This is a genomic window from Rhizobium sp. CF080, from assembly GCF_000282095.2.
GTDB lineage: Bacteria > Pseudomonadota > Alphaproteobacteria > Rhizobiales > Rhizobiaceae > Neorhizobium.
In genome coordinates, this window is sequence record NZ_AKKC02000004.1 from 97493 (window position 1) to 121474 (window position 23982).

The following is a 23982-nucleotide window of genomic DNA, read 5'->3' on the forward strand; positions in this document are numbered from 1 at the left end:
CGGGGGTGGCGATAAGCCGGACAAGCTCTCCTACCCTTATCCTATGCTTGTCACGGAGATCCAGCAGCGCCGTGTCCTGCGGCGTGGAAGGAGTCTTGTGACAAGCACAGGGATGAGGAACTGATACGCGACTCGGCGAAGACGACGTCCGCGGAAAAGCCAGAAGAACAGGCGCCTCGCCGGCGCCTGTTGCCTCAACGCCAACCTCTACCTCTGCGCCCCGATATCCGACGCCCCGACCGAGGGCGCGGCGTTCCCCCAGCTGTTGCGGACATAGGTGAGCACGGCAGCCACCTGCTCATCGGACAGACGCCAGCCGAGCGAAGGCATGGAAGGCGTCGTTTTCGCCTGCGGCGTATGCACCGCCTGGCTGCCCTGCAGCACCAGACGCGTCAGCGTCTCCGCACTCGGTTGCTGCACGATGGAGCTGCCCGCGAGTGCCGGGAAGAGCTGGCGGGCGCCCTTGCCGTCGCCGCCGTGGCAAGCGGAACAGGTGTCGTGGTAGATCGCCGCCCCCACCTTCATGCGCGCATCGCTCGCCGGGATCGGCTGCGGTTTTTGTGCCGGTCCGCCCTCGGTGCTCTTGAGATAGGTGGCGATCGCGTGCACGTCCTCGTCGGCCATGAGAGAGGTCGAGGCCTGGATCGCCTCCGCCATCGGCCCCGAGGCGATCGTATGCCCGTTGGTGCCGGTCTTCAGGTACTGGACGATCTCGTCCTCGCTCCAGCTGCCGATCCCGATATAGGAGTTGCCGGTGATGTTGGGCGCATACCATCCCTGCAGCGAACCACCCTGCAATGCTTCGCTGGTCTCATCGGCGCCGAGCACGGTTTTCGGCGAATGGCAAGTGCCGCAGTGACCCGGCCCTTGGACGATATAGGCGCCCCGGTTCCATTCGGCCGATTTCGACGGATCGGGTCGGAATTCACCGGCTGTGAAGTTCAGCATGTTCCAGCCCATCATCGACAGGCGGATGTTGAACGGGAATGGCAGCTGGTTGGATTCGACCGGGTTGAAGACAGGTTCGACGGTCCTGAGATAGGACCAGAGATTGCCGATGTCCCTATCGCTCATCCTAGTATAGGCCGGATAGGGCATGGCGGGGTAGAGCCGCTTGCCGTCATGGCCGATACCGTTCTTCAGGGCATTGCGGAAATCCGCCTCCGTCCAGTTGCCGATACCGGACGCCTTGTCGGGCGTGATGTTCGGCGGAATGATCTGGCCGAAGGGCGTTTCGAGCGGCAGCCCGCCCGAGAGCGGTTTTGCCCCCGGCGCGGTGTGGCAGGCGGCGCAATCGCCGAGGATCGCCTGATAGCGGCCGCGGATGATCTCGTCCGCCTGGTCGGGAGCCTGGGCAAACACCAGACCTGCCGAGAATGTTGTGGCGGCAAGGGTGAGGGAGAAAAGACGCTTGCTCATGCCGACACCAGAGGTTGGCCCGGGTTGCGGAGATATTGCTGGCGGATGGCATCCGCCGCGTGGAACGCGAGCGCCCCTACCGTGCCGGTCGGGTTCTTGCCGGCATTGTGCGCGAAGGCGGAAGCACCGATGACGAAGACGTTGGCGACATCCCAGCTCTGCAGGTATTTGTTGATGGCGCTGGTCTTGGGGTCGGTGCCCATGATCGCCCCGCCGGTATTGTGGGTGCTCTGGTAGGGAACCGAGTCCCAGCCCTTCTTGCGGCGGGTATTGGTATATTGCCGGCCGCCGAAAGCCTTGGCGATGTCCTCCATTCGGTCAGAAACCCAGTTCGACATGCGGATGTCGTTGTCCGGGAAGTCAAAGGTGAAGCGCAGGAGCGGCCGCCCGAACCGGTCCGTATAGGTCGGATCGAGGTCGAGATAATTGCCGCGGGTCGGGTAGCTCGAACCTTGGGAGGAAAAGCCGAGCGTCGACTTGTAGGACTTGACGGTCGCCTTCTTCCAGTCGCTGCCCCAGCGCGGCGTGCCGGGCGGGGTCGGGCGCGTCTGAATCGGCCGGCCATTGGAGGGAATGCAGTTGATGCCCGCACCGCCGACGAAGTCGAGCGGCCCATGGTCGAAAGCATCGCCGTTATAGTCGTCCACCGTCTGGCCGAGCGCGCCAGCGGCGACGAACGGGTTGAAGTTCTTGTCGTCGAAGAACACCTGGGCGCCGGCATTGGTCTGGTAGCAGTAGTTCCGCCCGACCGTGCCCTCGCCGGTATTCGGATCGTAGATCTGGCCAATGCCCGACAGCATCATCAGCCGGACATTGTGGAGGCCATAAGCGCAGAGCAGCACCATATCGGCCGGCTGGAAGAATTCCTCGCCTGACGTGTTCACATAGGTGACGCCGCGAGCGTGTTTCTTGGAGGCGTCGAGATCGACATGCAGGACTTCCGACTCCGTGCGGACCTCGAAGTTCTTCTTCTTCATCAGCACCGGCAGGATGGTCGTCTGCGCCGAGGACTTCGAATAGTTGGCGCAGCCGAAGCGCTCGCAGAAACCACACATGGTGCACTGGCCCATGGCGATCCCGAGCGGGTTGATATAGTCTTCGGAAAGGTTCGCTGCCGGCGTCGGGAAGGGGTGGAGGTTCAGCGACTTGGTCACCTCGGCAAACAGCGTCGGGGCATAGGTCATCTGCAAAGGCGGCAGGGGATAGTCGCGCGAGCGCGGATCCTCGAACGGATTGCCACCCTCCTGGATCTGGCCGTTGATATTGCCCGCCTTGCCGGAAATGCCGGCGAGGTATTCGAAGCGGTCGAAGGATTTTTCCATCTCGGCGCCGGTCACGCCCCAGTTCTGCAATTGCAGGTCCTGGATGCGCCCTGCGCCATAACGGTCCCTCAGGTGGTCGGCGATCTGGAAGTCGCTGTCCCAGAACCGCCAGGTATGGCCGTTCCAGTGAACGCCGGCGCCGCCCACTCCGTTGCCGGGCAGGAAGGAGCCGTAATCGCGCATCGGCAGCGCCGTCTGCGAAGTGCTGTTGCGCATCGTCATTGCTTCGACGGCCGGCTGCAGGAAGAGGTCGCGGCGGATGCCGTAACGAAGCTCGTCCTGGGCGTAACCGATGTTGAAATCGGTGGCGGTATCGCGCCAGGGACCGCGTTCGATCGCCACGACGTCGAGCCCGTCCTCGGTCAGTTCATGGGCCAGGATCGCGCCTGTCCAGCCAAGGCCGACGATCACGACGTCCTTGCGGGGTAGAATAGTGGTCATGTTTTCAGGTCCCTACCTGGTCATCCATTCCATCGAGCCTGCGATCGAAACCGGAGGCAGGGGATAGGGTTGGTTGTGTTTGGAAACGTGGTCGCGGTAATCGTATCGCGCGCCGGGGAATCCCAGCATTTTCCACGAGGCCATGTCCTTGTTGCCGCCATAGATCGGGTCGGCGAAAAAGCCTTCCATCACGTTGGCGAGCATCAGGTTGAAAAAGGACTTGGCATCCACCTTGTTCGGCAGGGTGATCTTGCCGGCTTCGAGATCCGTGAGGATCGCGTCCTGGTCGGCGGGCACAAGCTCGGCGAAGCGCTTGCCGCCCTTGGTTTCGCGGGTGAAGGCGTTCAGCGCGGCAATCCCGGATCGGTAGCGCTGAGCCGGCGTGTCAGGCGCCTGATAGCCTTGCGTCGCAAGGCCGGGCATGAACGGGCCTTTGGTATAGAGCCGGCTCGACGTGCCGTAGGATCCCACGAGCTGCCGGTCGAGATAGAGGACGCAGCCGGCATCCTTGCCGCCGAGCGAAAGATCGTCCGCCGGCACCAGCCGGTCGGCGACCGCTTCCATCGTCTGCGCCTCTTCCGGCGTGAAGAACAGCCAGCCTCCAGGCTTCACCTGCACCGGCGGATCGGCGGAACGCGCCTCCCAGGGCAGGCTGCCGGAAATGCTGCGCGCCACGACGGGCGCAGCGTTGCCGGCCAAAATGGTAAAAGCGACGGAAGAAAGGAATTGGCGCCGCGTGGGGCGCTTAAGACAGTGGGTTTCCATAGGAGACCTCCCCGGAGAGAAAAGGTCGGTGACGCGCCAAAACGACGTGCGCCGATGAGATCGAACCGAACGGTTCAACGATTCACGTAGAGCGCACCCAATCTGCGGCAACCCTTCCGGAACATTAAATCGTCACGGCTGCGATCATTCGGAATCGCCGGCACCAAGCGAGCCGCGATGTCCGAGACGAGCGGAGATCGCCCGCGCCGCGACAAGCAGCGGTTCGGCAAAACCGTTGAGATTCTTCAGCGACAGGCGCTGGACGGGACCCGCGACCGCGACCGCGCCAACCACTTCCGACTGGGCGTCATGGATGGGTGCGGCGATAGCGCGCATGCCGAGCTCGTTCTCTTCATCTTCCACCGCGTAGCCGAGGCGGCGGATATTGCCGAGCAATTTCTGCAGCTTGTCAGGATCGGTGATGGTTTTCGGGGTCTGCGGCGGCAAGGACGCTCCGGTGAGCGCGACAATGCGGCTTTCCGGCTGGAAGGCAAGCATCGCCCGGCCGGCGGCCGTCGAATGATAGGGCGCGCGCATGCCGATCTCAGCGCTGATGCGCACCGCCTGCCGGGACGGCTGGACGCGTATATACATGATCTCCGGCCCGGCCGGCACGGCGAGCAGTATCGTCTCGTCCGTCTCCTGCCTGAGGTCCATCAGCAGCGTGCGCGCCTCCGTGGAGAGGTCCATGCGGTTTCGCACCAGCGAGCCAAGGCCGAACAGCCCGAGCCCCAGCCGGTAACGTCCGGTCTCGTGGTTCTGCTCGAGAAAATCCTCCGCCATCAGTGTCACGACCAACCGGTGGACAGTGCTCTTGGCGATGCCCAGACGACGGGCAAGCTCGGTGACGCCGATCTCCGCATCGTCGCCCTCGAAAGCTTTGAGGATGCGGATCGCCATCGAAACCGAGGAGAGTCGGCCCTTCTGGTCCTCGTCCTGTGTGCCAGTGGTCTTCATGTCCCCCATGGTCTTCATTTCAGTTGTCGCTCCCATGACAATCTGCCGACATCCATCCGGATAACACGCGTCGTCGGCGCGGCAACTACAAAAGCGCCGTTGACAGCCTAATATCCAAGGGAATATCCTGTATATGGACCGTCGTTCCATATAGAAGAACACACGACGAGGGCCGAAGCAAGCGGAAACACCATCGGTGACCGCGCGGTTTGGTGGCCCGCCACGAACCGGGCTTGCGAAACAAAGACTTGAAACAAAGAGAATACTAAAGTGGATACCCCAAAAACCGTGCCGCTGATCGTCGCATCGGCCCTCATCATGCAGCAGATCGATTCGACGGCGATCGCCACGGCTCTGCCGACGATTGCGGACGCACTCGGCGAACCGCCGCTCGCACTGCATTCTGCGATAACCGTCTACGTGCTGTCGCTCGGTGTGTTCCTGCCCTTGAGCGGCTGGCTCGCCGACCGTTTCGGCGCCCGGCTGGTGTTCTGCTCGGCGATTGCGCTGTTTACCTTCGCCTCGCTGCTCTGTGCCGCCTCGACCACCCTTACCATGCTGATCGCGGCCCGCGCCCTGCAGGGTTTCGGCGGCGCACTGATGCTGCCGACGGCACGACTGATCCTGGTGCGCTCCGTCCCGCGCGAAGAACTGGTTTCCGCCATGGTGCTGATGAGCATGCCAGCCGTAGTCGGCCCGGCGATCGGGCCGCTGCTTGGCGGTTTCATCACCGGCATCAGCTCGTGGCATTGGATCTTCTGGATAAACCTGCCGGTCGGCATCGTCGCGATCATCCTGACGCTCACGCTCATCGACAAGATCCCGCCGACCGAGCGCACATCCTTTGATTTTCCGGGCTTCATTCTCACCGGCTTCGGCATCGGCGCGGTCATCTTCGGCTTCGATTCTCTCGCCCGCGGCATGAATTCGAGCGCTTTGATCCTGGCTGTGGCCGGCATCTCCCTGCTCGGCCTCTACATCCGGCATGCGCGCAAGGCGCCGAATGCCATTATTGACCTGAAACTCTTTCGCTATCCGACATTCCGCTCGAGCGTCACCGGCGGTTCGCTGTTCCGGATCAGCATGGGCGCCCTGCCCTTCATGCTGCCGCTGCTGATGCAGGAAGTTTTCCGCTACACGCCGCTGCAATCCGGCGCGATCACGTTCGTCTCGACAATCGGCGCCTTCGGCATGCGAACCATGACGAGACGTATCCTGCGTCGTTTCGGCTTTCGCAACGTGCTCCTCTGGAACGCGCTGATCGCCAGCGCGTCGATGGGACTGCTCGCCACTTTCACGCCCGCCACGGCGCCGGTCGTCATGGTCCTCATCATCCTGCTCGGCGGCTTCTTCCGGGCCTTGCAGTTCACCTCGCTCAACACACTGACATTCGCGGAAACCGAAGACTCGGAGATGAGCCACGCCACGTCGCTGTCGCAAATGGCGCAACGGATCGCCCAGAGCACCGGGGTCGCGATGTCGGCCATGCTGCTGAATTATTTCTCCGGCGGCTCCGAGACGCTGACCAACTTCGCCTTCGCGATGTCCTTCAGCATCATCGCGATCATCGCGGCATCATCCTGCTTCTCCTTCTTCCGCTTGTCGGAGACGGCCGGCGACGTGCTGTCGGGCCGGAACAAGAAGGTGAGGGAAGAGCCGATCGCGGCCGAACAGGCCGATGCGGCGGAGTAATGCGGCGGCCGGTGACCCTGGGCGTGGCTATATTTAAAGCTCGCCGACTTTTGCCGGCGAGCCCTCCGTGGCTGCTACCCCGTTTTGTGATCGGTGGCAGCCAACGTGAGCAGACGCGCGAACGTATCCTCGGCCGGGCTGTCTATAGCTCATGGCTGCGAACGCCTCGGCGCGCGTCTTACTGAAACACCGAGGCGGAAACGCAATCGTCTTCTCTCTCGGTCTTTCAGTCCCATGCGGGACTATTGGACCAGCGAAGCGAGGTTTCGTGTCGTTGGAGCTTTGGTAGGCTTTGCGTCCACGGGGACGATATCGACTATCTCGGACAGCAGGAACTGCTTCGGAGAACCGCAAATGGTTGCGTAGACGATCCGGTCTAGTATTTTCAGGCTTTCGGACACGAATGTCCTTTGGTCGCCATTGTCGAGTACCGATACAACGTACATGTTGATCCCATAGAGGTTAGGCGCGCAGGTCATTCGCGCACCGACATTCCTAAGCCAGCCATGGTTAATGCGAGGTTAATGCAGCTATGGCTGACCGTGGCGACGAGCGGCGGCTCCGGAGCGCCGGCACTGACAGACTCCGCTGCACCCCTCCACCTCCCCTTGTCATCCGCCCGCAAAAATCCGGGCCAGGCGCCCACCGGCTCTTGAAACAAATTAGTTGGTGCGCTAACTAATGCATAGATAAAACTTAGCACGCTAACTTTAAGCTCACGATGAAACCTGATCCGATCGCATCCGAATTCTTCGAAGCGCTGACCAAGGTCAGCCGCAAGATCCGTACTGCCTTCAACCAGCAGGTGACGGCGCATGGGCTGACCTATCCCCGCGCCCGCGCCCTGTTCCGCCTCGCCAAGAAGCAGAACATGACCCAGAGCGAGCTGGCCTGCGAGCTGGAGCTTGAACAAGCCACCATGGTGCGGCTACTCGATCGCATGGAGGAAAATGGCCTGATCGAACGCCGGCCGGACCCCAACGACCGCCGCGTCAAGCTTCTGTTCCTGACCGCCCATGGCGAGGAACAGGCGGACCTCGTCCGCTCGATCGCCGACCGCATGCGCGAGCAGATCTTCCAGGATATCGACCCCGACCAGGTGCAAGTCGCCATGGCGCTGTTCGAGCGGATCACCGCCAATATCGGCGAACTGGAGGACATCGATGTCCCCGCGTGAGGCAGCGGCAAAGCAGGAAGAAGCAACGATCATACGGCCGGATTTCCGCAGAAATGCGGAGCCGGCCGAAACCGTTGAGGCAGCCGAGGCACGGCCGGAACTCACTCCCGCCACCTCCACGCCTGCACCGGCAGCGCCGCCTACCTTTGTGCCCAAGCCGTCGATGATGATCGCCGCCTATATGCTGGCCGGCACGCTGGTCGCGTTAACGCAAGGGCTCGGCATGAGCTTCATCTCAACCAACCTGCAGCAGATCGCCGGCCCGATGGATCTCACCCAGACGGAAGCCACCTGGCTGATGGCGGCCTATCTCTTCCCGAATGCCAGCCTGACGCTGCTGCTCTTCAAGGTGCGAGCCCAATACGGCCTCCGCAACTTCGCCGAAGTGGCGATCGTCGTCTATGTGCTCGTGTGCCTGGCGCATTTCTGGTCTGACAGTTACGAGAGTGCGCTGGCACTGCGCTTCTTCGCGGGCGTCGCCGCGGCACCGATGACCTCGCTCGGTTTCCTCTACATTCTCGAGCCGGTCTCTCCGGCCAAGAAGATGAGCATCGGCCTCTGCGCTTCCCTGACGGCGCTCGCCCTCCCCTCGCCGGTGACCGGCCTCATCTCGCCCTATCTGCTTGATATCGGTGATTATCATGCGCTTTATCTCGTCGAGATGGGGCTCGCCATGGTATCGCTCGGGCTTGTCTACGTACTGCCGCTCGCCTCGCCGCCGCGTGCGAAAGTGATCAGCAGCCTCGATGTCATCAGCTATGTCTTCCTCGCCATCGGACTCGGCTGTTTTGCCGTGGTGCTCACCGTCGGCCGGCTCTACTGGTGGACAGCGGTCGACTGGCTCGCCTGGATGATCATCGCCGGCATTGCCGCTTCGGCGATCTTTGCGGCGATCGAACTCAACCGCAAGAACCATCTGGTCGACATCCGCTGGCTCACATCCCGCGAGATTCTGCATTTCACCGGCGCGCTGATGGTGTCCCGCCTCGTTCTGTCCGAACAGACCAGCGGCGCGGTGAACTTCCTGCGCAATGCCGGCATGCTGAACGAGCAGATGGCCGGCCTCTACTGGTTCATCCTCGCAGGGGCTGTCGCCTCCGGCGTCATCTGCGCCATGATCATGAAGCCCGGCCGGGAATCGGCGATCCACGCGGTCTCGCTGCTGTTGGTCGCGGTCGGCAGCTATATGGACAGCCAGTCGACCATCCTCACCCGACCGGAACAGATGTATCTCAGCCAGTTTCTGGTGAGCTTCGCGAGTGGCCTCTTCCTGCCTCCGGCGATCGCCATCGGCATGGGTGCTGCGATGAAACGCGGGCCGAGCTACATCCTCTCCTTCATCGTCGTTTTCCTCGCCACTCAGAAGATCGGCGGTTACCTCGGCAGCGCGCTCTACGGCACCTTCGTGCAATGGCGCGAGCAGTTCCACTCCTTCCGGCTGGTCTCCGAGCTTGCCTCCACCGATCCGCTGGTCGCCAACCGCCTGAAACAGCTCGGCGGAGCCTATGGCAAGGTGCTGACCGACCCGAACCAGCAAGTCGTGCAGGGCGCGGCCCTTTTCACCCGGCAGGTCCAGCAGCAAGCCTACGCGCTCGCCTACAACGACTCCTTCCTGCTCACCGCCTATCTGTCGCTCGCGGCGCTTGCCTGCCTTCTCCTCCACGTGGCCTGGCGCAACCGCCACCGGCTTTCGCCAACCAGAAACCCAATGCCCGCCGCCGCCTGAAGCCCCCGAGCAGAGCCCCAAACGAAGAACAAGAAACGAAACTGCCATGTCCAAGATCTTCCGCTTCATCGCCACCTATGTGGCGCTTGCCATCGGCGCCGCCGGCATCGTCGTCGTGCTCTACGCCTGGAACCTGCCGCCCTTCCACGGCTCGGTCGAGACGACCAACGACGCCTATGTGCGCGGCCAGGTGACGATCCTCAGCCCGCAGCTTGCCGGCTACCTCACCGAGGTGCCGGTCCAGGACTACCAGAGCGTCAGCCGGGGCGACCTGATCGCCAGGATCGACGACCGCATCTACACCCAGAAGCTGGAACAGGCGAAAGCAGCGCTGGCAACCGCCGAAGCCTCGCTCTCCAATTCCGAACAGAGCAGCAAGTCGGCCGAAGCCAAGATCCAGTCCGCCAAGGCTGCCGTCGAAAGCGCCAACGCCGCCTTCGACGCCGCCAGAACCGCCTACGACCGCACCCAGAGCCTGCTCGAAAAGAACATCGCCACCCAGAGCGAGGCCGAAAAGACCCGCGCCGCCTTCAACCAGGCCCAGGCCGCCGTGCACCAGGCTGAAGCCGCCGAACTCGTCGCCGAACAGGACCTGAACACGATCGTGGTCAGCCGCAAGTCGCTGGAAGCCAACGTCGAAAGCGCCAAGGCGGCCGTGAAGCTTGCCGAGATCGACCTTGCCAATACCCGCATCACCGCCCCGCAGGACGGCACGCTCGGCGAGATCGCCGGCCGCATCGGCCAATATGTCTCGATCGGTACCCAGATCGGCTCCATCGTGCCTACCCAAGTCTGGGTCGTCGCCAATTTCAAGGAAACCCAACTCGGTGGCATGACCGCAGGACAGAAGGTGACTTTCACGGTCGATGCCCTCGGACATGAAAAATTCACCGGCCGGATCGAGCGTTTTGCGCCTGCCACGGGCTCGGAATTTTCGGTCATCAAGGCCGACAACGCCACCGGCAATTTCACCAAGGTTGCCCAGCGCATCCCGGTCCGGATCGCCATCGAGCCGCAACAGAAACTCACCGACAGGCTCGTCCCTGGCATGTCGGTGGTCGCAAGCGTAGACCTCGCGCAAGGCGGCTCGGCTCTAGCCGAGGCCAAGCTCGACTGACCGCCGATGAGCGATTAAAAATTCGACCTCGGGCGATCTGACGAGGAACGCCCCGCGCCTGTTCAGCATTTTGGCGCCGCGTTTGTTTTGGAGGCGCAATCCGGGGCAGCTTTCGATCCTTTGCAGTCATGAGCTGCAGTGTATGATGCAGGCATTCGATTTTGACTTAGGTACCGAGCTGCACAATGTATGCGCGCGATCTAATGATTTGGCTTCACGAGAGGCTTGCTGACCGTGGTACGCTCGACCAGACGCGAAAACGTTTCGAAAGCCTGAGAGGACATAATCTGCTCCCTCGGGGAAGAGAGAATGCGGCCGTCAGACTAACCAACGCGCAGATTGCAAATGCAGTCCTCGGTTTCTCACATCCGGCGCCAGGTTATGCTGGCCATGCGTCGCTCATTTTAGGAGACTTGCGCCCAGTTGGGGGACTAGCAGCATCGTATAGAAGCACAGCGACCTTAAAAGACGCGGTTGCCACTCTTGTCGGGCATGAAGATTCCGATCTCATTCGACTCACACTTTCTGTCGAGCAGGATTTCGGAGACGATGAGTACGCAGCAGTGCTTCGTTTTAGAGATAACGACGAGACAAAAATAGTGTCGTTTGTCTCAAAATACGCGCTCAGCTTCCTCCAACCGGGAGCAGAGGAAGGTTATGACCACGATAGATTAGATAAGCTGACGGCCGTTGAAAGGTCATTGGGGTCAGGGTTCTTCCGAAATCTATCACGGCAGGTCTCGATCTCGCGACACTTAGACAAACCGTTCAAGACTGATTGGCGCGAATATGAGACCGAGGAGGAGAAGGCCGAGTTTCACCGACGGCTCGGGGCACGTCCATCATCCCACTTTTTGAACTTGCGCGTCGATGCGCAAGTCACATGGCCAAAAGAACCAACCAGAATGCAATTCGGCGGACACTATTTAGTTCTGTTCCCGAAGACGAAAGAGTATTCGCATTCCACCAGCATTGACCTTGCTCGTGAACGCATATCGGCAGACGCCGCGCGCACATTGATAAACCGCATGTTGAGTGTAATGAGCTGGTGTGGTGACCAGCCTGTGTCTCTGCATGAAGGCTGGTCCGGCAACCCTGTTCCTGTGCCGGTTCCCAGGCGGGATTTGGCATTCATGACCATGCATGAGTGGCTTTTCTATCGAACCCTTCCGAGCGACCAAGATCTGATCCGGTGCTTGGCCTACTACCGCGATGGCTTGAATGCTTATTCAGTAGGGCTGGCGAGTCATGCCGTCCTTAGCTTCTTTCGCGTATTTGAGACTCGCTACGACACGAGGAAGAAGGTTACTGACTGGGTCAATGCTGTTTTTTCGGCCATCGAGCCATCCATCTTAGAAAGCGCGCTAAAAGCCTTTGAAGCGGACCGACAATCGGAAAACGTGGATGTTGGAACATATGTTTACCGAAACTGCCGTGTCGCAACTGCTCATGCCGCGCGAGACGTGCCTTCCGATCCCGATGGAGCGGAAGAATCCCGCCGTCTGTTGAACGCTTCAAAAATCTTGCAGCATCTTGCCCGCTTTTTCATAAAGCAGGAGTTTAAATTCTCGTCCTCATATTTGACGGATGATCCGGGTTAGTCAGGAGGAGTCCTTGACTGATTGAGTGATCGCTCATTGCGCCAGACAGCCCTGTTCGCACCACAGCACCGTTATATCCCCTCGCTCAAATGTAATCCTTAAACAACCTCCATTCCCCATTTGACGCGCCGCACCAATTGGCTAACATTGCCGGAAACTCCAGGTATTCCCCATGAGCGTCCGCCCTCCCCAGTCGTTCTATCAGCCCGGTTTCACCAATACCGGCTTCAATGTGCTCGAATACGAGATGGTGTCCGAGCGCGCGGCGGCTCTCGGGCGGCAGGGATTGAAGGTGGAGGAAGCGCTCGCCGCATTGAATGCCTGGAACCCGAATCGTGACAGCGAAGCCCAGCGGGATAACCTTCGCAACGATGCCGCAGATGCCGTCTGGGGGCTGTTCATCCAGCGCGAGATTTGCGGTCTTCGAAACAATCGTGAAATCATCAAACGTTATGCGATCCCGGGCGAAGTCCTCTCGAGGGTCGGGGTGGTCCGCAAATGAAATTCGGCTGTTAAGTGAAATTTGAAATTGCTCGCAGATCTCTTGTCGAAGAGCTGCGGCTGAAAGATGGATTTGAGCAATGTCCAGACCCGTGATCGGCGTCATCGGGAATACCCATAATGTCGAAAACCGCTTCTCCGCCCAGCTCGTCGGCGAGCAGAACCTCAGGGCCATCGCGGAAGTCACCGGCGCCTTGCCGCTGATGTTTGCCGGCAATCCCAAGATCACCGATATCCCGACGCTGCTCGAAACCGTCGACGGCATCCTGCTGACCGGCGCCAGAGCCAATGTCCATCCGAGCCATTTCAACACCGAGCCGCATGCTCGCCACGAACCCTATGACCAGAACCGCGATGCGGTCGCCCTGCCGCTGATCAATGCCTGCGTTGCCGCCGGCATACCCGTATTCGGCATCTGTCGCGGCTTTCAGGAAATGAACGTCGCGGCCGGCGGCTCGCTGCACCCGGAGATCCGCGAACTGCCCGGACGCATGAACCACCGCATGCCACGGCTCGAAAACGGCGAGATCCACCCGGACATGACCGTCGTCTTCGCCGATCGACATGACGTCCAGCTGGTTCCGGAGGGCGTTTTCGCACGCCTGCTCGGCCGGGAGACGATCCGCGTCAATTCGCTGCACGGCCAGGGGATCGACGAGCTCGGGAACCGCATCGTCGTCGAAGGCGTGGCGGAAGACGGCACGATCGAGGCGATCCGGTTCAAGGAAGCGGAAGGCTTTGCCCTCGGCGTCCAATGGCACGCCGAATACGATCCGCAGGTCAACCCGATCAACCGCGCCCTGTTCGAGGCATTTGGCACGGCCGTCAGGACGCGAAAGTACGCAGGCTGATATCTGCCATTCAACTTGCCGGCACGAACGCGGCGCATATATTGCCGATCGTAATACGGGGAGTCGGCGATGCGGGCACACGCAAAGTATTCAGCAATCCTTTTGGCAGGCCTCAGCATCCTTTTGACAGGAAACGCCCCGGCGCGAGCCGATTTTTCCGGCCCGCTCAGCCCCGGCGCCTTCGAAGCCACGCTGAACATGGGGCCGATCGCCGAGACGCTGCGGCGGCAGATGCAGCGCAAGGGCAATCAGGATCCGGCTGCGACCGAGGCTACCCGCCCGCTGCGGCCGGACAGCTTCCGTTACATCCCGTCGAAAGCCCGCCGCGCGGCCAATCTTGCCAGCTTCGTCGCCAAGAGCCGGGCGGCGGATCCAAAGGGAGCGGACGACCTCGCCCAGCTCGTCGCCTCCCAAGACATCATCGAGGAGATGCGCGCGCCGCTCGCCAAATACGGGATGCGGATCGACAATCTTGCCGACGCCTATACGGTCTGGTGGGTCGGTGCCTGGCAGGCAACGCGCGGCTCGACCGACGATCCGAGCCAGGCGGCAACGGCTGCCGTCAAGCAGCAGGTGATGCGCACCATGGCTTCGGTTCCCGAATTCGCCAACGCCAATGACAGCCTCAAACAATCCATGTCGGAAGCCCTGTTCATGCAGGCGCTCCTCCTCGGCGTCGGGCTCGAACAGGCCAAGGGCAATGCCGCCCAGACCAAGGCAATCGGCCGTGCCGCGGCCGAGGGCGCGCGCGGCATGGGGCTCGATCTCGCCGCAATGACCCTGACCGACGAAGGGTTCAAGCCGGTGAATTGAACCGGCCTTTACTCGGATCAGGAACGCGGTCGGCCGTCGTCGAAGAGCTGCGCCAGCCACTCGTAGTAGCGCGGCTGCTTGCTGCGAAGTTCAGCGCGGGAACACGGCGGCCGGTCGATGGCGCCGAACAGGTAAACGCTGGCGGTCACCGCAAAAAATTCCCGGTTGTTGCTCATCATGTAGGAATCGCCCGGCCAGAACGGCCGGCCCCGGTCAAAGAATTGCTTGATATCCGCATTGTCGAAACCCTGGGGCACCATCTTGTCGTGATAGGCGTGCAGGAACTCGTGCAGGACGATCGGCTTGTCAGCCTCGAGCTGTTTCACGCGCAGGTCTACACCGGTCTTGCTGCTGTAGTGGCCGGGCCCGAAGCTTGCCTTCGAAGGGTCCGCCCAGACCTGGATCGAACGCATGAACTGCAGCACATTCGGCTTCAGCCCGACATGTTCGACGATATCGAGTTGGCGCTGCAGGGCCGCGACCATCTTCTGCTCCGGTTCGGCGCCGCGCGCACCGGTCAGGTCGATCCGCCAACCGTGGTAGGTAAAGACGAGAGGATCGGCCGCCGCCATATCCGCCGTCGCAATACTGAAAAACAGGGCGCAGAGCGCCCCAATTCTGAAAATCGACGTCATGATCCCCATCGGCATTGAAAGCAGCGGTTGTTTTTTCCACGACCAAACGCGCAGCGCAACCGCCTCTCGCGCGTATCACCGACACTTGACGACGGGGCTGACGCTCGGGCCTTGGAGGCGTCGATATCGCTCAGCTTTCGCGGCCAGACGATCTGCGGCCCGTTGGGTGGGCCACGCGGCGGCGCGATCGGGGCCGTGTAGCCCGTTCTGCCGTCTTGGCAACGGGGGAAACCGGGGATAGCCTCCATCCCGGAAGCTTGGGAGGGCGCCATGACATCGAGTTTCAATGTCCGCAGCGCGGGCGGTTATGAGCAACTCATGGGTCGCTGGAGCCAGAGGCTGGCACCCCTGCTGATCGATTTCGCCGGTCTTCAGGATGGCGAAAAGGTTCTCGACGTCGGCTGCGGCACCGGAAGCCTGACATTCGCTCTGCCGAAAGCGGCCAATCTTTCCGAGATCGCGGCGATCGACTATTCGCCCGTCTTCGTCGAAGAGGCGATCCGCCGCAACACGGATCCGAAGATCAGGATCAGCCAGGCGGATGCCTGCGCGCTGCCGTTCGAGGACGGATATTTCGATCGGGCGATGGCGCTTCTCGTGCTGCATTTCGTGCCCGAAGCGGACAAGGCGGTTGCCGAAATGCGGCGCGTCGTGCGCCCCGGCGGCGTGGTCGCGGCTACCGTCTGGGATCATCTCGGCGGCATGCCGGCCATGCGGATGATGTGGGACACGGTCTCGATGCTGGACGACAATGCCCGGCGGATGCGAAGCCACCACTTCTTCCAGCCGATGATGCAGCCGGGCGAGATGAAGGACAGCTTCATCCGACAAGGCCTCATCGACGTGGCGGAGGTCTCCCTGATGATCCGCATGGAATTTCAGTCGTTCGACGACTACTGGGCACCGATCGCTGCCGGCGAAGGCCCGCTCGGCAAATATGTGGCATCGCTCGACCCCGCGCTCAGGGCCAAAACCGACGCCGCCGTCAGGGCCGCCTACGAGGCCGGCAGGCCGGATGGCCCGCGCTCGTTCGTCTCGGTCGCCTGGGCTTGCCGGGGTGTCGTTCCCTCCGCGTGATCGTTTCGGTATCGGAAAACAACGCCCTCCCGGCATTTCCACCGGAAGGGCGTTTCTTCATCCAACCCGATCAATGCGCCGAATTTGCCTGTCCGCCCTTCTTCTTGGCATCATGGGTGTGGTGGCTGTCGCGTTCGCCGCCACCACCCGAAACCCGGCTCTTGGAGCGCAGATCGTCGTCGGCCGGCGGCTTCCTCACTTCGAGCGGCACGCCTTTTTTCGCATTGGGGGCCTTCTCATGACTGGCGCCCGGCCCGCCCTGACGGATGCTCGCCGGTGTCTTCTGCGATGTCGACATGATGGCCCTCCCTATCGGTCCTGTTGATAACCCTGATGGGTCGTGTTGACCTTTGTATTGCCTTGCTGGCCCTGCTTGCCGGGATCGTTCGCCGGCTGGAGCTTGCCGCGCTTGATGTCGGACGGATGCGCCTGCTCGCCGGAACCCTTGTGGCTCAGGTTTGCCGAGGGCGTCGGGGGAAGTCTGCTGCTCATGGGGGCCTCCTTTTCTTCAGGTTTCCCACTGGTCTAACCAGCAGAGAGTCCCGATGTTCCATCGCATGTTCCTGGACAGGAACCCGCGCCGCGCTGCCGCGTTCGAGCGGGAGACGTAAAAAGGCAGGAGGGCTCGATGAACGACTTTCAGGATCAGCTTGCAGCCGTGATGCAGCAGGCCACGCTGCCGATAGAGCACAAATGGTGGCACACTGCCACCGTCTACCAGGTCTATCCGCGCAGCTTCTGTGATCTCAACGGCGACGGCATCGGCGATATTCCCGGTATCACCTCCAAGCTCGATTATCTGAAATCGCTCGGCATCGACGTGATCTGGCTCTCGCCGATCTACAAGTCGCCGATGGACGACAACGGTTACGACATTTCCGATTACCAGGACATCGCCCCGGAATTCGGCACGCTTGCCGATTTCGACGGGATGGTGGCCGACGCGAAGAAACGGGGCATCGGCATCGTGCTCGATCTCGTCGTCAACCACACGTCGGACGAACATCCGTGGTTCGTCGAGAGCCGCAAGGGGCCGGGCAATCCGTTCCGCGACTTCTACATCTGGCGCAAACCGGCTAAAGACGGCGGCCCGCCGAACGGCCTGATGTCCTCCTTCGGCGGGCCTGCCTGGACGCTCGATCCCTTGAGCGGCGAATATTACCTGCACCTGTTTTCGACACGCCAGCCGGATCTCAACTGGGAAAATTCCAAGGTTCGTGCCGAGATCTACCGGATGATGAACTGGTGGCTGGAGCGCGGCATCGCCGGTTTCCGCATGGATGTCATCGATTATATCGGCAAGCAGGTGGACCAGGCGATCATCCATGACGGCCCACACCTGCACGACTACCTGCAGGAGATGAACCGCGAGACCTTCGGCAGCCGCGATATCCTCACCGTCGGCGAGACGTGGAGTGCCACGCCAGGATCGGCGCTCCTCTATTCCGGCCGCAACCGCCACGAACTGTCGATGATCTTCCAGTTCGAGCATGTCACCCAGCAATGGGACGAGGTATTTGGCAAATGGCGCTCGAAACCGTTCGATCTGGTGAGGCTGAAATCGGTGCTCAGCAAATGGCAATATGCGCTGTCCGACGACGGCTGGAACTCGCTGTTCTGGGGCAATCACGACCTGCCGCGCGCCGTTTCCAAATATGGCGACGCGACCGGCTATCCGGTGGAGTCGGCCAAGATGCTGGCGACCGTGCTGCACCTGATGAAGGGCACGCCCTTCATCTACCAGGGCGAGGAGATCGGCATGACCAATGTGCCCTTCACGACGATCGAGCAGTATCGCGACATCGAGACCCTCAACATGCACCGCCTCCATATCGAGGCCGGCCTTTCGCCCGAGGAATTCATCAAGGGCGCCAACGAGAACGGCCGAGACAATGCCCGCACCCCGATGCAATGGAGCGCCGCCCCCTATGGCGGCTTCTCGACCGGCGTGCCGTGGATCGAGGTCAATCCCAACTACCCGACGATCAACGCGGAAGTGGAAATGACCAACGAGAAATCGATCTGGAACCATTACCGCAAGCTGATCGCACTCCGGAAAGCCCATGAGGTGATCGTCTACGGCACCTACCAGAGCTGGCTCGACAGCCATCCGGACGTGTTCGTCTATTCGCGAACGCTCGACAAGGAGCGGCTGGTGGTGGTGGCGAATTTCAAGGCCCGCGCGGTGACGGCCGAGCTGCCGGGGGAATTGCAGATGTCGGGCGAGGGCCTGATTTCGAACTATGAACCGGTGAACGCGCTCGGCGAGAGCCTGACGCTGAGGCCATACGAGGCTTTTGCGGTTCTGGCACGAGAGTCTTGAAGCATGCGCTCGCCCTGAAATCCGCCCCTAGGCCGCCCTCACCCGCAGCAACCGCAGTGCATTGATCGTCACCAGCACCGTGGCGCCGGTGTCCGCGAGGATCGCCGGCCACAATCCGGTGACGCCGATGATGGTGGTCACCAGGAAGACGGCCTTCAGCCCAAGAGCGATCGAAATGTTCTGGTAGATATTGCGCATCGTCCGCTTCGACAGTTCAATCATCGCGGCGATATCGCCGACCCGGGCGTGCAATGCTGCGGCATCGGCGGTTTCCAGCGCAACGTCCGTGCCACCGCCGATCGCAATGCCGACATCGGCAGCGGCAAGCGCCGGGGCGTCGTTGATGCCGTCGCCGACCTTGCCGACCACGAAACCCTGGCGCTTCAGCTCGCCGACGATGCGGCTCTTGTCTTCCGGCATCAGCTCGGCGCGCACCTCGATACCGAGGTCCTTGCCGATCGCGGTCGCGGTGCGGGCATTGTCGCCGGTCAGCATGACGGTCTTGATTCCCGCATCGGTCAGCGCCTTGAGGCCGGCCTTGGCGTCGGGCCGCGGTTCGTCGCGCATGGCAATCGCGCCGGCCAGAACGCCGCCGACGATCAGCACCGAGACAGTCTTGCCCTCGTCGTTGAGGCCGGTGATCCGCCGGGAATGGGCCATCGGCAGCGACACCCGCTCGGCCGCGGCTCTGGGCGAACCGAGGAAAACCTCCTGGCCTTCGACAACGGCCGTGACACCCTTGCCGCCGAGCGCCCGGGCATCCGTCGCTGCTGGAATCTCGACTTCGTCATCAGCCGCCTTGGCGAGGATGGCGACGGCCAGCGGGTGGCTGGAGCCGGTTTCGAGTGCCGCGCAAAACCGCAGCACGTCTTCCGCATTGCGGCCGAAGGCGACGACGTCGGTCACCTGAGGCTTGCCAGCTGTCAGCGTTCCGGTCTTGTCGAGCGCGACGGCGGTGATCTTGCCGAGCGTTTCAAGCACCGCGCCGCCCTTCATCAACAGGCCGCGCCGGGCGCCTGACGATAGCGATGCGGCAATCGCCGCCGGCGTCGAGATGACCAGCGCGCAGGGGCAGCCGATCAGCAGGATCGCCAGGCCCTTGTAGATCCATTCATTCCAGGACGCACCGGCAACAAGGGGCGGCAGGATGGCGACAAGCGCGGCAACGGCGACGACGCCCGGCGTGTAGTAGCGCGAGAAACGGTCGATGAAGCGTTCGGTCGGCGCTTTGCTCTCCTGCGCTTCCTCGACCAGCCGCACGACGCGGGCAATGGTGTTGTCTTCGGCAGCCGCCGTCACGCGAACCCGCAAGGCCGCATCACCGTTGATCGTACCGGCAAAGACCAGCGCGTCGACGCCCTTGGAGACCGGCGTGCTTTCACCCGTCACCGGCGCCTCGTCGATCGCGCTTTCGCCAGCGACGATGACACCATCCGCCGAAATGCGGTCGCCGGGACGAACAAGGATGATCGTGCCGACGGCGAGGCCTTCCGCCGGCACTTCGCGGGTCTGGCCGTTCTCTTCGAGAAGCGCATTCTTCGGCACCAGCGCCGTCAGGCTCCGGATGCTCTGCCGCGCCTTGCCAGCCGCGACCCCCTCCAGCAGCTCGCCGATCAGGAAGAGGAAGACCACGGCGGCGGCCTCTTCCGAGGCATCGATGACGACCGCGCCGACGGCGGCAATCGTCATCAGCATCTCGATCGAAAACGGCGTGCCGGCAAATGCGGCCATGACGGCGCGGCGAGCGATGGGCACAAGGCCGACCAACATGGCGGCTGTAAAGATGTACGTATCATAGGCCGGCATCAGATGACCGATCCCGTAAGCCACGGTCAACGCAAAACCGACCAGGATTGTCAAGCGGCCCTTGGCAGATTTCCACCACGGCCCGTCCATCGGCCCGTGATCGTGGCCATGCAGACCTTCGATTTCCGTCGTGCTGTGGTCGTGATCGTGATGCGCGTGGTCGTGCCCGCCGTCATGGGCGTGATGATGGTCGTGCGGTTTGCTGATTTCCCCCTCAAGGGGGGAAATCACAGGGAGTGTGCCGCGCCGCCTTGCGTCCTCACCGGCCTTCTGCCCCAAAGCCCTGAGCGAATACCCCAACCCCACGACCTTCTTCTCGATGGCGACGAGATCGCCGCTTCCGTCATGCTGTACCGTCATAGTCCCGGACGCGACCGAAACGGACACGTCCTCGACGCCCGGCATGCGGCGCACCGCCGTATCGATCTTCGTCGCGCAACTGGCGCAATCCATGCCGCCGACCTTGTATCGTGCCTGTGTCGTCGCGTTCATCGTCTCATTCCCGTTGGATCAAGCCTCCTCCCTACAACCTCTAGCGACTAGAGCTGCAAGGCCCAATCTCGAAAAAATCGCTGGCGAAGCGCATTATCTTTGCTGTAAGCCATGGTGAAGACAGGGGCGTCCGGCAAAGCCGGGCTGAGAAGCACCCTTAGAACCTGAACCAGATCATGCTGGCGGAGGGAGTCGTCTGGGCGTTCAATATCACGCCCCGCGCCTGCCCCGCCGAAAGAGGCAGACATGCAGACGACAATCCCCCTTGGGGGCCTTGGACAGACCCTTGGCCAACTGCTGACCGCGATGCGCACCAAAAATCCGCTCGTCCAGAACATCACCAATTTCGTGGCTATGAACATCGCCGCCAACGTGATGCTCGCAGCCGGCGCCTCCCCCGCCATGGTGCATACGAAGGAAGAGGCAGGCGAATTCGCCCGTATCGCCGCGGCGCTGACGGTCAATATCGGTACGCTGTCGCCGGATTTCCTGGCCGGCATGAAAGCCGCCGCTACGGCCGCCAACGAGGCCGGCAAGCCCTGGGTGCTCGATCCCGTTGCCCACTATGCCACCGCATATCGCCGCGCGGCACTCGCCGAGCTCATGAAGCTGCGGCCGACGGTCATCCGCGGCAACGCATCGGAAATCATTGCGCTGGCCGGCAGCCAGTCTAGCGGCCATGGCGTCGACAGCGGCGACAGCGTCATGGCGGCGGAAGGTTCGGCGATTGCGATTGCCCAGCAGAATGGCTGCGTGGTGGCTGTTACCGGCGAAGTGGATTTCGTCACCGACGGCCGGCGTTCGGTCCGCATTCTGGGTGGCTCTGCCCTGATGCCGCGCGTCACCGCGCTCGGCTGCTCGCTCACCTGCCTTGTCGGCGCCTTTGCGGCAAGCACGGACGATCCCTTCGAGGCGACGGTCGCCGCACTCGCCATGTTCGCGGTCGCGGGCGAGGAAGCGGCATTCACCGCCTCCGGCCCCGGCTTCTTCTCGCCGATCTTCCTCGACCGGCTCGCGGCGCTGACCGGCGAGGCGCTCGATGCCAGGGCAAGGGTTGTCGCCGCATGAAAAAGATCTTCGACCTTTCCGTCTATCTCGTCCTCGACCCGGATCTCTGCCACGACATCGGCATGGTCGAGACAACCCGGCTGGCGGTGGCCGGCGGCGTCACCATCGTCCAGCTCCGCGACAAGCAGGCGGATACCGCAAAAATGATCGAAACTGGCAGGGCGCTGAAGGCCCTCCTGGCAGGCACGGGCGTGCCGCTGATCATCAACGACGATGTGGAAGCGGCAATCGCGATCGGTGCCGAAGGCCTGCATGTCGGCCAGAGCGACATGGTCGCGGCAATGGCGCGACAGCGCGCCGGTCATGGCATGATCCTCGGCCTCTCGGTCGAGACGGAGGAACTGGCGCGGCGGGTGGATCCGTCCATCGTCGATTATGTCGGCATCGGCCCGATCTTTGCGACCAGTACCAAGCCCGACCACAAGCAGCCGATCGGTTTCGACGGCCTGGCGCGCATCGTCGCCATGGCGCCGGTTCCGGCGGTCGCGATCGGCGGCGTCAAGGCGGAACATGCCGGCCCGGCACTCGCTGCCGGTGCAATGGGCATCGCGGTGGTTTCCGCCATCTGTGGCCAGCCCGATCCTGAAGCCGCAGCCCGCAGGATCGCCACGGAAATCGAGAGAGCACGCGCATGACCAGGCCCGACATCAAAAACGTCCTGTCGATCGCCGGTTCGGACCCCTCCGGTGGCGCCGGCATCCAGGCTGACCTGAAAACCTTTGCGGCCCGCGGCACCTATGGCATGGCGGCGCTGACGGCGCTGACGGCCCAGAACACCCAAGGGGTCAGCGGCGTGCATGCGGTGCCCGCCGCCTTCGTCGCAAACCAGATCCGCACCATCTTCCTCGACGTGCGGGTCGATGCGGTGAAGATCGGCATGATCGCCAATGCCGAGATCGCCGAGGCGGTCGCCGATGTGCTGCGCCCCTATCGCGATACCGTGCCGATCGTGCTCGATCCCGTCATGATTGCCAAAGGCGGCTCGCCGCTTCTGGCGCTCGATGCGGTGGACGCCGTTACCTATAAGCTGATGCCGCTTGCCACCGTCGTCACCCCCAACCTGCCGGAAGCCGCAGCGCTGCTCGGCGAGACGATTGCCGTCACCCGCGAGCAGATGGCGAACCAGGCCGAGCGGTTGCTGAAGATCGGGCCGAAGGCAGTGCTCGTGAAGGGTGGCCATCTGCACGGCGAGGACAGCCCGGACGTGCTGGCCGATGCCACCGGCATCCGCTGGTTCGAGGGCAAGCGCACGGCGACCAGCAACACACACGGCACCGGCTGCACGCTCTCGAGCGCGATCGCCGCCGAACTCGCCAAGGGCGCCTCGCCGGCCGGGGCGGTCGCGATCGCAAAGACCTATCTCGCCGGCGCGATTGCCGCCGCCGACACCCTCACCGTCGGCACCGGCCACGGACCGGTATCGCATTTTCACGAGTGGTGGTAAGGCGGCCTCCTGAGCTGAACGCCCCCATCACATCGGCGGTACAACGCCCTTGGTGCCGACGGTGATGCGGGCGGTGGAGAGGGAGCCGTCAGCGGCCTTGTCGGAATTGATGATGACGGGTGCGCCGGCGACGAGGTCGGCGGGAGTAGCCGGCGCGATGGTCACCACAGGGGTTCCGGCGGGAACTGTCATCTTCTTTTCCTGACCCTTGTAGGTGAGGGTCAGTTCGCGGCCGTCCACGGCCTTGACGGCGTTCGAGACCGTCGCATTGGTCATCGTGCTGTTGGGCTTCAGGTCGTAGGCGAAGCTTCCTTCACCGGTACCCTTCATCGCGGCCGGGAAAACCAGCACTTCCAATGCGCCGTCACCGCCATCGGCCTTCGGCACGGAAGCGACGCCCACATAGTCGCCCGGCTTGATGTCGTCGAGCGAGGCGTTGACGACCGTGGAGACCATCAAGCCGGAATTCAGCGTGATGGCGGCCATGGTCCCTTCGCGGGTCTTGACGTTGAGGACCGAGCCCTCCACCGACGTGATCGTTCCGCGGATGCGCACGCGTGCGCTTTGGGCATCAACAACCGAGATCGTCGCAAGCGACGCGGATAGTCCAAGGGCAACGAGGGCGGAAATTTTCGGCAAGCGCAGTCGGGACATATGTCTATCTCCGTTTGCCGCGATGTTAGGCTCGGGAGCCACGCTCGACCAATCAATGAAAATTGACGGTTCTCGATACCTTCGTGTAGTTCGGTGAAGGC

The 23982-nt window shown here is 62.3% G+C and carries 22 protein-coding genes and 1 riboswitch; of the genes, 13 read left to right on the forward strand and 9 right to left on the reverse strand.

Features of this window, described 5'->3' with window-relative positions:
- Positions 1-207: 207 nt before the first annotated feature.
- The 4 genes from PMI07_RS07575 to PMI07_RS07590 all read right to left on the reverse strand — a co-directional run bounded on the left by PMI07_RS07575 (position 208) and on the right by PMI07_RS07590 (position 4940).
- Positions 208-1419, reverse strand: a complete 1212-nt coding sequence (locus tag PMI07_RS07575) for a c-type cytochrome (protein WP_007754070.1) — start codon at positions 1417-1419, stop codon at positions 208-210.
- Positions 1416-3182, reverse strand: coding sequence for a GMC family oxidoreductase (locus PMI07_RS07580; protein WP_007754071.1), 1767 nt, complete (start codon positions 3180-3182; stop codon positions 1416-1418). The genes PMI07_RS07575 and PMI07_RS07580 overlap by 4 nt, the downstream gene beginning before the upstream one ends.
- A gap of 12 nt (positions 3183-3194) precedes the next feature.
- Positions 3195-3947: a gluconate 2-dehydrogenase subunit 3 family protein gene (locus tag PMI07_RS07585; RefSeq protein WP_007754072.1), complete on the reverse strand. Its 753-nt coding sequence runs from the start codon at positions 3945-3947 to the stop codon at positions 3195-3197.
- 144 nt (positions 3948-4091) lie between these two features.
- A complete protein-coding gene (locus tag PMI07_RS07590) occupies positions 4092-4940 on the reverse strand; it encodes an IclR family transcriptional regulator (RefSeq protein WP_245277110.1) in 849 nt (282 codons plus the stop codon).
- Positions 4941-5174: 234 nt separating this feature from the next.
- Here PMI07_RS07590 and PMI07_RS07595 point away from each other — a divergent pair, with 234 nt between their 5' ends.
- The 8 genes from PMI07_RS07595 to PMI07_RS07635 all read left to right on the forward strand — a co-directional run bounded on the left by PMI07_RS07595 (position 5175) and on the right by PMI07_RS07635 (position 14382).
- Positions 5175-6596 (forward strand): DHA2 family efflux MFS transporter permease subunit, encoded by a 1422-nt coding sequence (locus PMI07_RS07595; RefSeq protein ID WP_007754076.1) that lies wholly within the window; start codon positions 5175-5177, stop codon positions 6594-6596.
- 721 nt (positions 6597-7317) lie between these two features.
- A complete protein-coding gene (locus PMI07_RS07605; RefSeq protein WP_007754080.1) occupies positions 7318-7773 on the forward strand; it encodes a MarR family transcriptional regulator in 456 nt (151 codons plus the stop codon).
- On the forward strand, positions 7760-9499 hold the full coding sequence (locus PMI07_RS07610) for an MFS transporter (RefSeq protein ID WP_007754086.1): 1740 nt from the start codon (positions 7760-7762) through the stop codon (positions 9497-9499). Before PMI07_RS07605 ends, PMI07_RS07610 begins: the two co-directional genes overlap by 14 nt.
- Positions 9500-9545: 46 nt before the next feature.
- Positions 9546-10616: an HlyD family secretion protein gene (locus tag PMI07_RS07615; RefSeq protein ID WP_007754088.1), complete on the forward strand. Its 1071-nt coding sequence runs from the start codon at positions 9546-9548 to the stop codon at positions 10614-10616.
- Positions 10617-10801: 185 nt separating this feature from the next.
- Positions 10802-12217, forward strand: coding sequence for a methylamine utilization protein MauJ (gene mauJ, locus PMI07_RS07620; protein WP_007754092.1), 1416 nt, complete (start codon positions 10802-10804; stop codon positions 12215-12217).
- Positions 12218-12389: 172 nt separating this feature from the next.
- Positions 12390-12719: a DUF6665 family protein gene (locus PMI07_RS07625; RefSeq protein WP_007754095.1), complete on the forward strand. Its 330-nt coding sequence runs from the start codon at positions 12390-12392 to the stop codon at positions 12717-12719.
- A 79-nt stretch (positions 12720-12798) separates the two neighbouring features.
- Complete coding sequence (locus PMI07_RS07630; protein WP_007754098.1) at positions 12799-13569, forward strand: gamma-glutamyl-gamma-aminobutyrate hydrolase family protein; 771 nt, start codon at positions 12799-12801, stop codon at positions 13567-13569.
- A gap of 69 nt (positions 13570-13638) precedes the next feature.
- Positions 13639-14382 (forward strand): DUF6683 family protein, encoded by a 744-nt coding sequence (locus tag PMI07_RS07635; RefSeq protein ID WP_024163658.1) that lies wholly within the window; start codon positions 13639-13641, stop codon positions 14380-14382.
- 17 nt (positions 14383-14399) lie between these two features.
- On the opposite strand, the gene PMI07_RS07640 is transcribed toward PMI07_RS07635, so the two are convergent.
- Positions 14400-15017 carry a hypothetical protein gene (locus PMI07_RS07640; protein ID WP_037086403.1) on the reverse strand — a complete coding sequence of 206 codons (618 nt, stop codon included), beginning with the start codon at positions 15015-15017 and terminating at the stop codon, positions 14400-14402.
- 270 nt (positions 15018-15287) lie between these two features.
- Between PMI07_RS07640 and PMI07_RS07645 the strand changes: the two genes are divergently transcribed.
- Positions 15288-16094 (forward strand): class I SAM-dependent methyltransferase, encoded by an 807-nt coding sequence (locus PMI07_RS07645; RefSeq protein ID WP_007753835.1) that lies wholly within the window; start codon positions 15288-15290, stop codon positions 16092-16094.
- 70 nt (positions 16095-16164) lie between these two features.
- Here PMI07_RS07645 and PMI07_RS07650 read toward each other — a convergent pair whose 3' ends face one another.
- Positions 16165-16392, reverse strand: a complete 228-nt coding sequence (locus tag PMI07_RS07650) for a hypothetical protein (RefSeq protein ID WP_007753822.1) — start codon at positions 16390-16392, stop codon at positions 16165-16167.
- An 11-nt stretch (positions 16393-16403) separates the two neighbouring features.
- A complete protein-coding gene (locus tag PMI07_RS07655; RefSeq protein ID WP_007753819.1) occupies positions 16404-16586 on the reverse strand; it encodes a hypothetical protein in 183 nt (60 codons plus the stop codon).
- A 136-nt stretch (positions 16587-16722) separates the two neighbouring features.
- Between PMI07_RS07655 and PMI07_RS07660 the strand changes: the two genes are divergently transcribed.
- The gene (locus PMI07_RS07660; RefSeq protein WP_007753816.1) at positions 16723-18417 is read left to right on the forward strand and encodes an alpha-glucosidase; all 1695 of its coding nucleotides are present in this window, start codon (positions 16723-16725) and stop codon (positions 18415-18417) included.
- 27 nt (positions 18418-18444) lie between these two features.
- On the opposite strand, the gene PMI07_RS07665 is transcribed toward PMI07_RS07660, so the two are convergent.
- On the reverse strand, positions 18445-20715 hold the full coding sequence (locus PMI07_RS07665) for a heavy metal translocating P-type ATPase (RefSeq protein WP_024163659.1): 2271 nt from the start codon (positions 20713-20715) through the stop codon (positions 18445-18447).
- Positions 20716-20827: 112 nt separating this feature from the next.
- Positions 20828-20923, forward strand: a riboswitch (TPP riboswitch).
- A gap of 38 nt (positions 20924-20961) precedes the next feature.
- Between PMI07_RS07665 and thiM the strand changes: the two genes are divergently transcribed.
- Genes thiM through thiD form a run of 3 tightly spaced genes read left to right on the forward strand, consistent with a single transcriptional unit; the run spans position 20962 to position 23227 of the window.
- Complete coding sequence (gene thiM, locus PMI07_RS07675) at positions 20962-21783, forward strand: hydroxyethylthiazole kinase (RefSeq protein WP_007752357.1); 822 nt, start codon at positions 20962-20964, stop codon at positions 21781-21783.
- Positions 21780-22418, forward strand: a complete 639-nt coding sequence (gene thiE, locus PMI07_RS07680) for a thiamine phosphate synthase (RefSeq protein ID WP_007752359.1) — start codon at positions 21780-21782, stop codon at positions 22416-22418. The genes thiM and thiE overlap by 4 nt, the downstream gene beginning before the upstream one ends.
- On the forward strand, positions 22415-23227 hold the full coding sequence (gene thiD, locus PMI07_RS07685) for a bifunctional hydroxymethylpyrimidine kinase/phosphomethylpyrimidine kinase (RefSeq protein ID WP_007752360.1): 813 nt from the start codon (positions 22415-22417) through the stop codon (positions 23225-23227). Before thiE ends, thiD begins: the two co-directional genes overlap by 4 nt.
- 27 nt (positions 23228-23254) lie before the next feature.
- On the opposite strand, the gene PMI07_RS07690 is transcribed toward thiD, so the two are convergent.
- The gene (locus PMI07_RS07690) at positions 23255-23881 is read right to left on the reverse strand and encodes a hypothetical protein (RefSeq protein ID WP_007752363.1); all 627 of its coding nucleotides are present in this window, start codon (positions 23879-23881) and stop codon (positions 23255-23257) included.
- Positions 23882-23982: the final 101 nt, after the last annotated feature.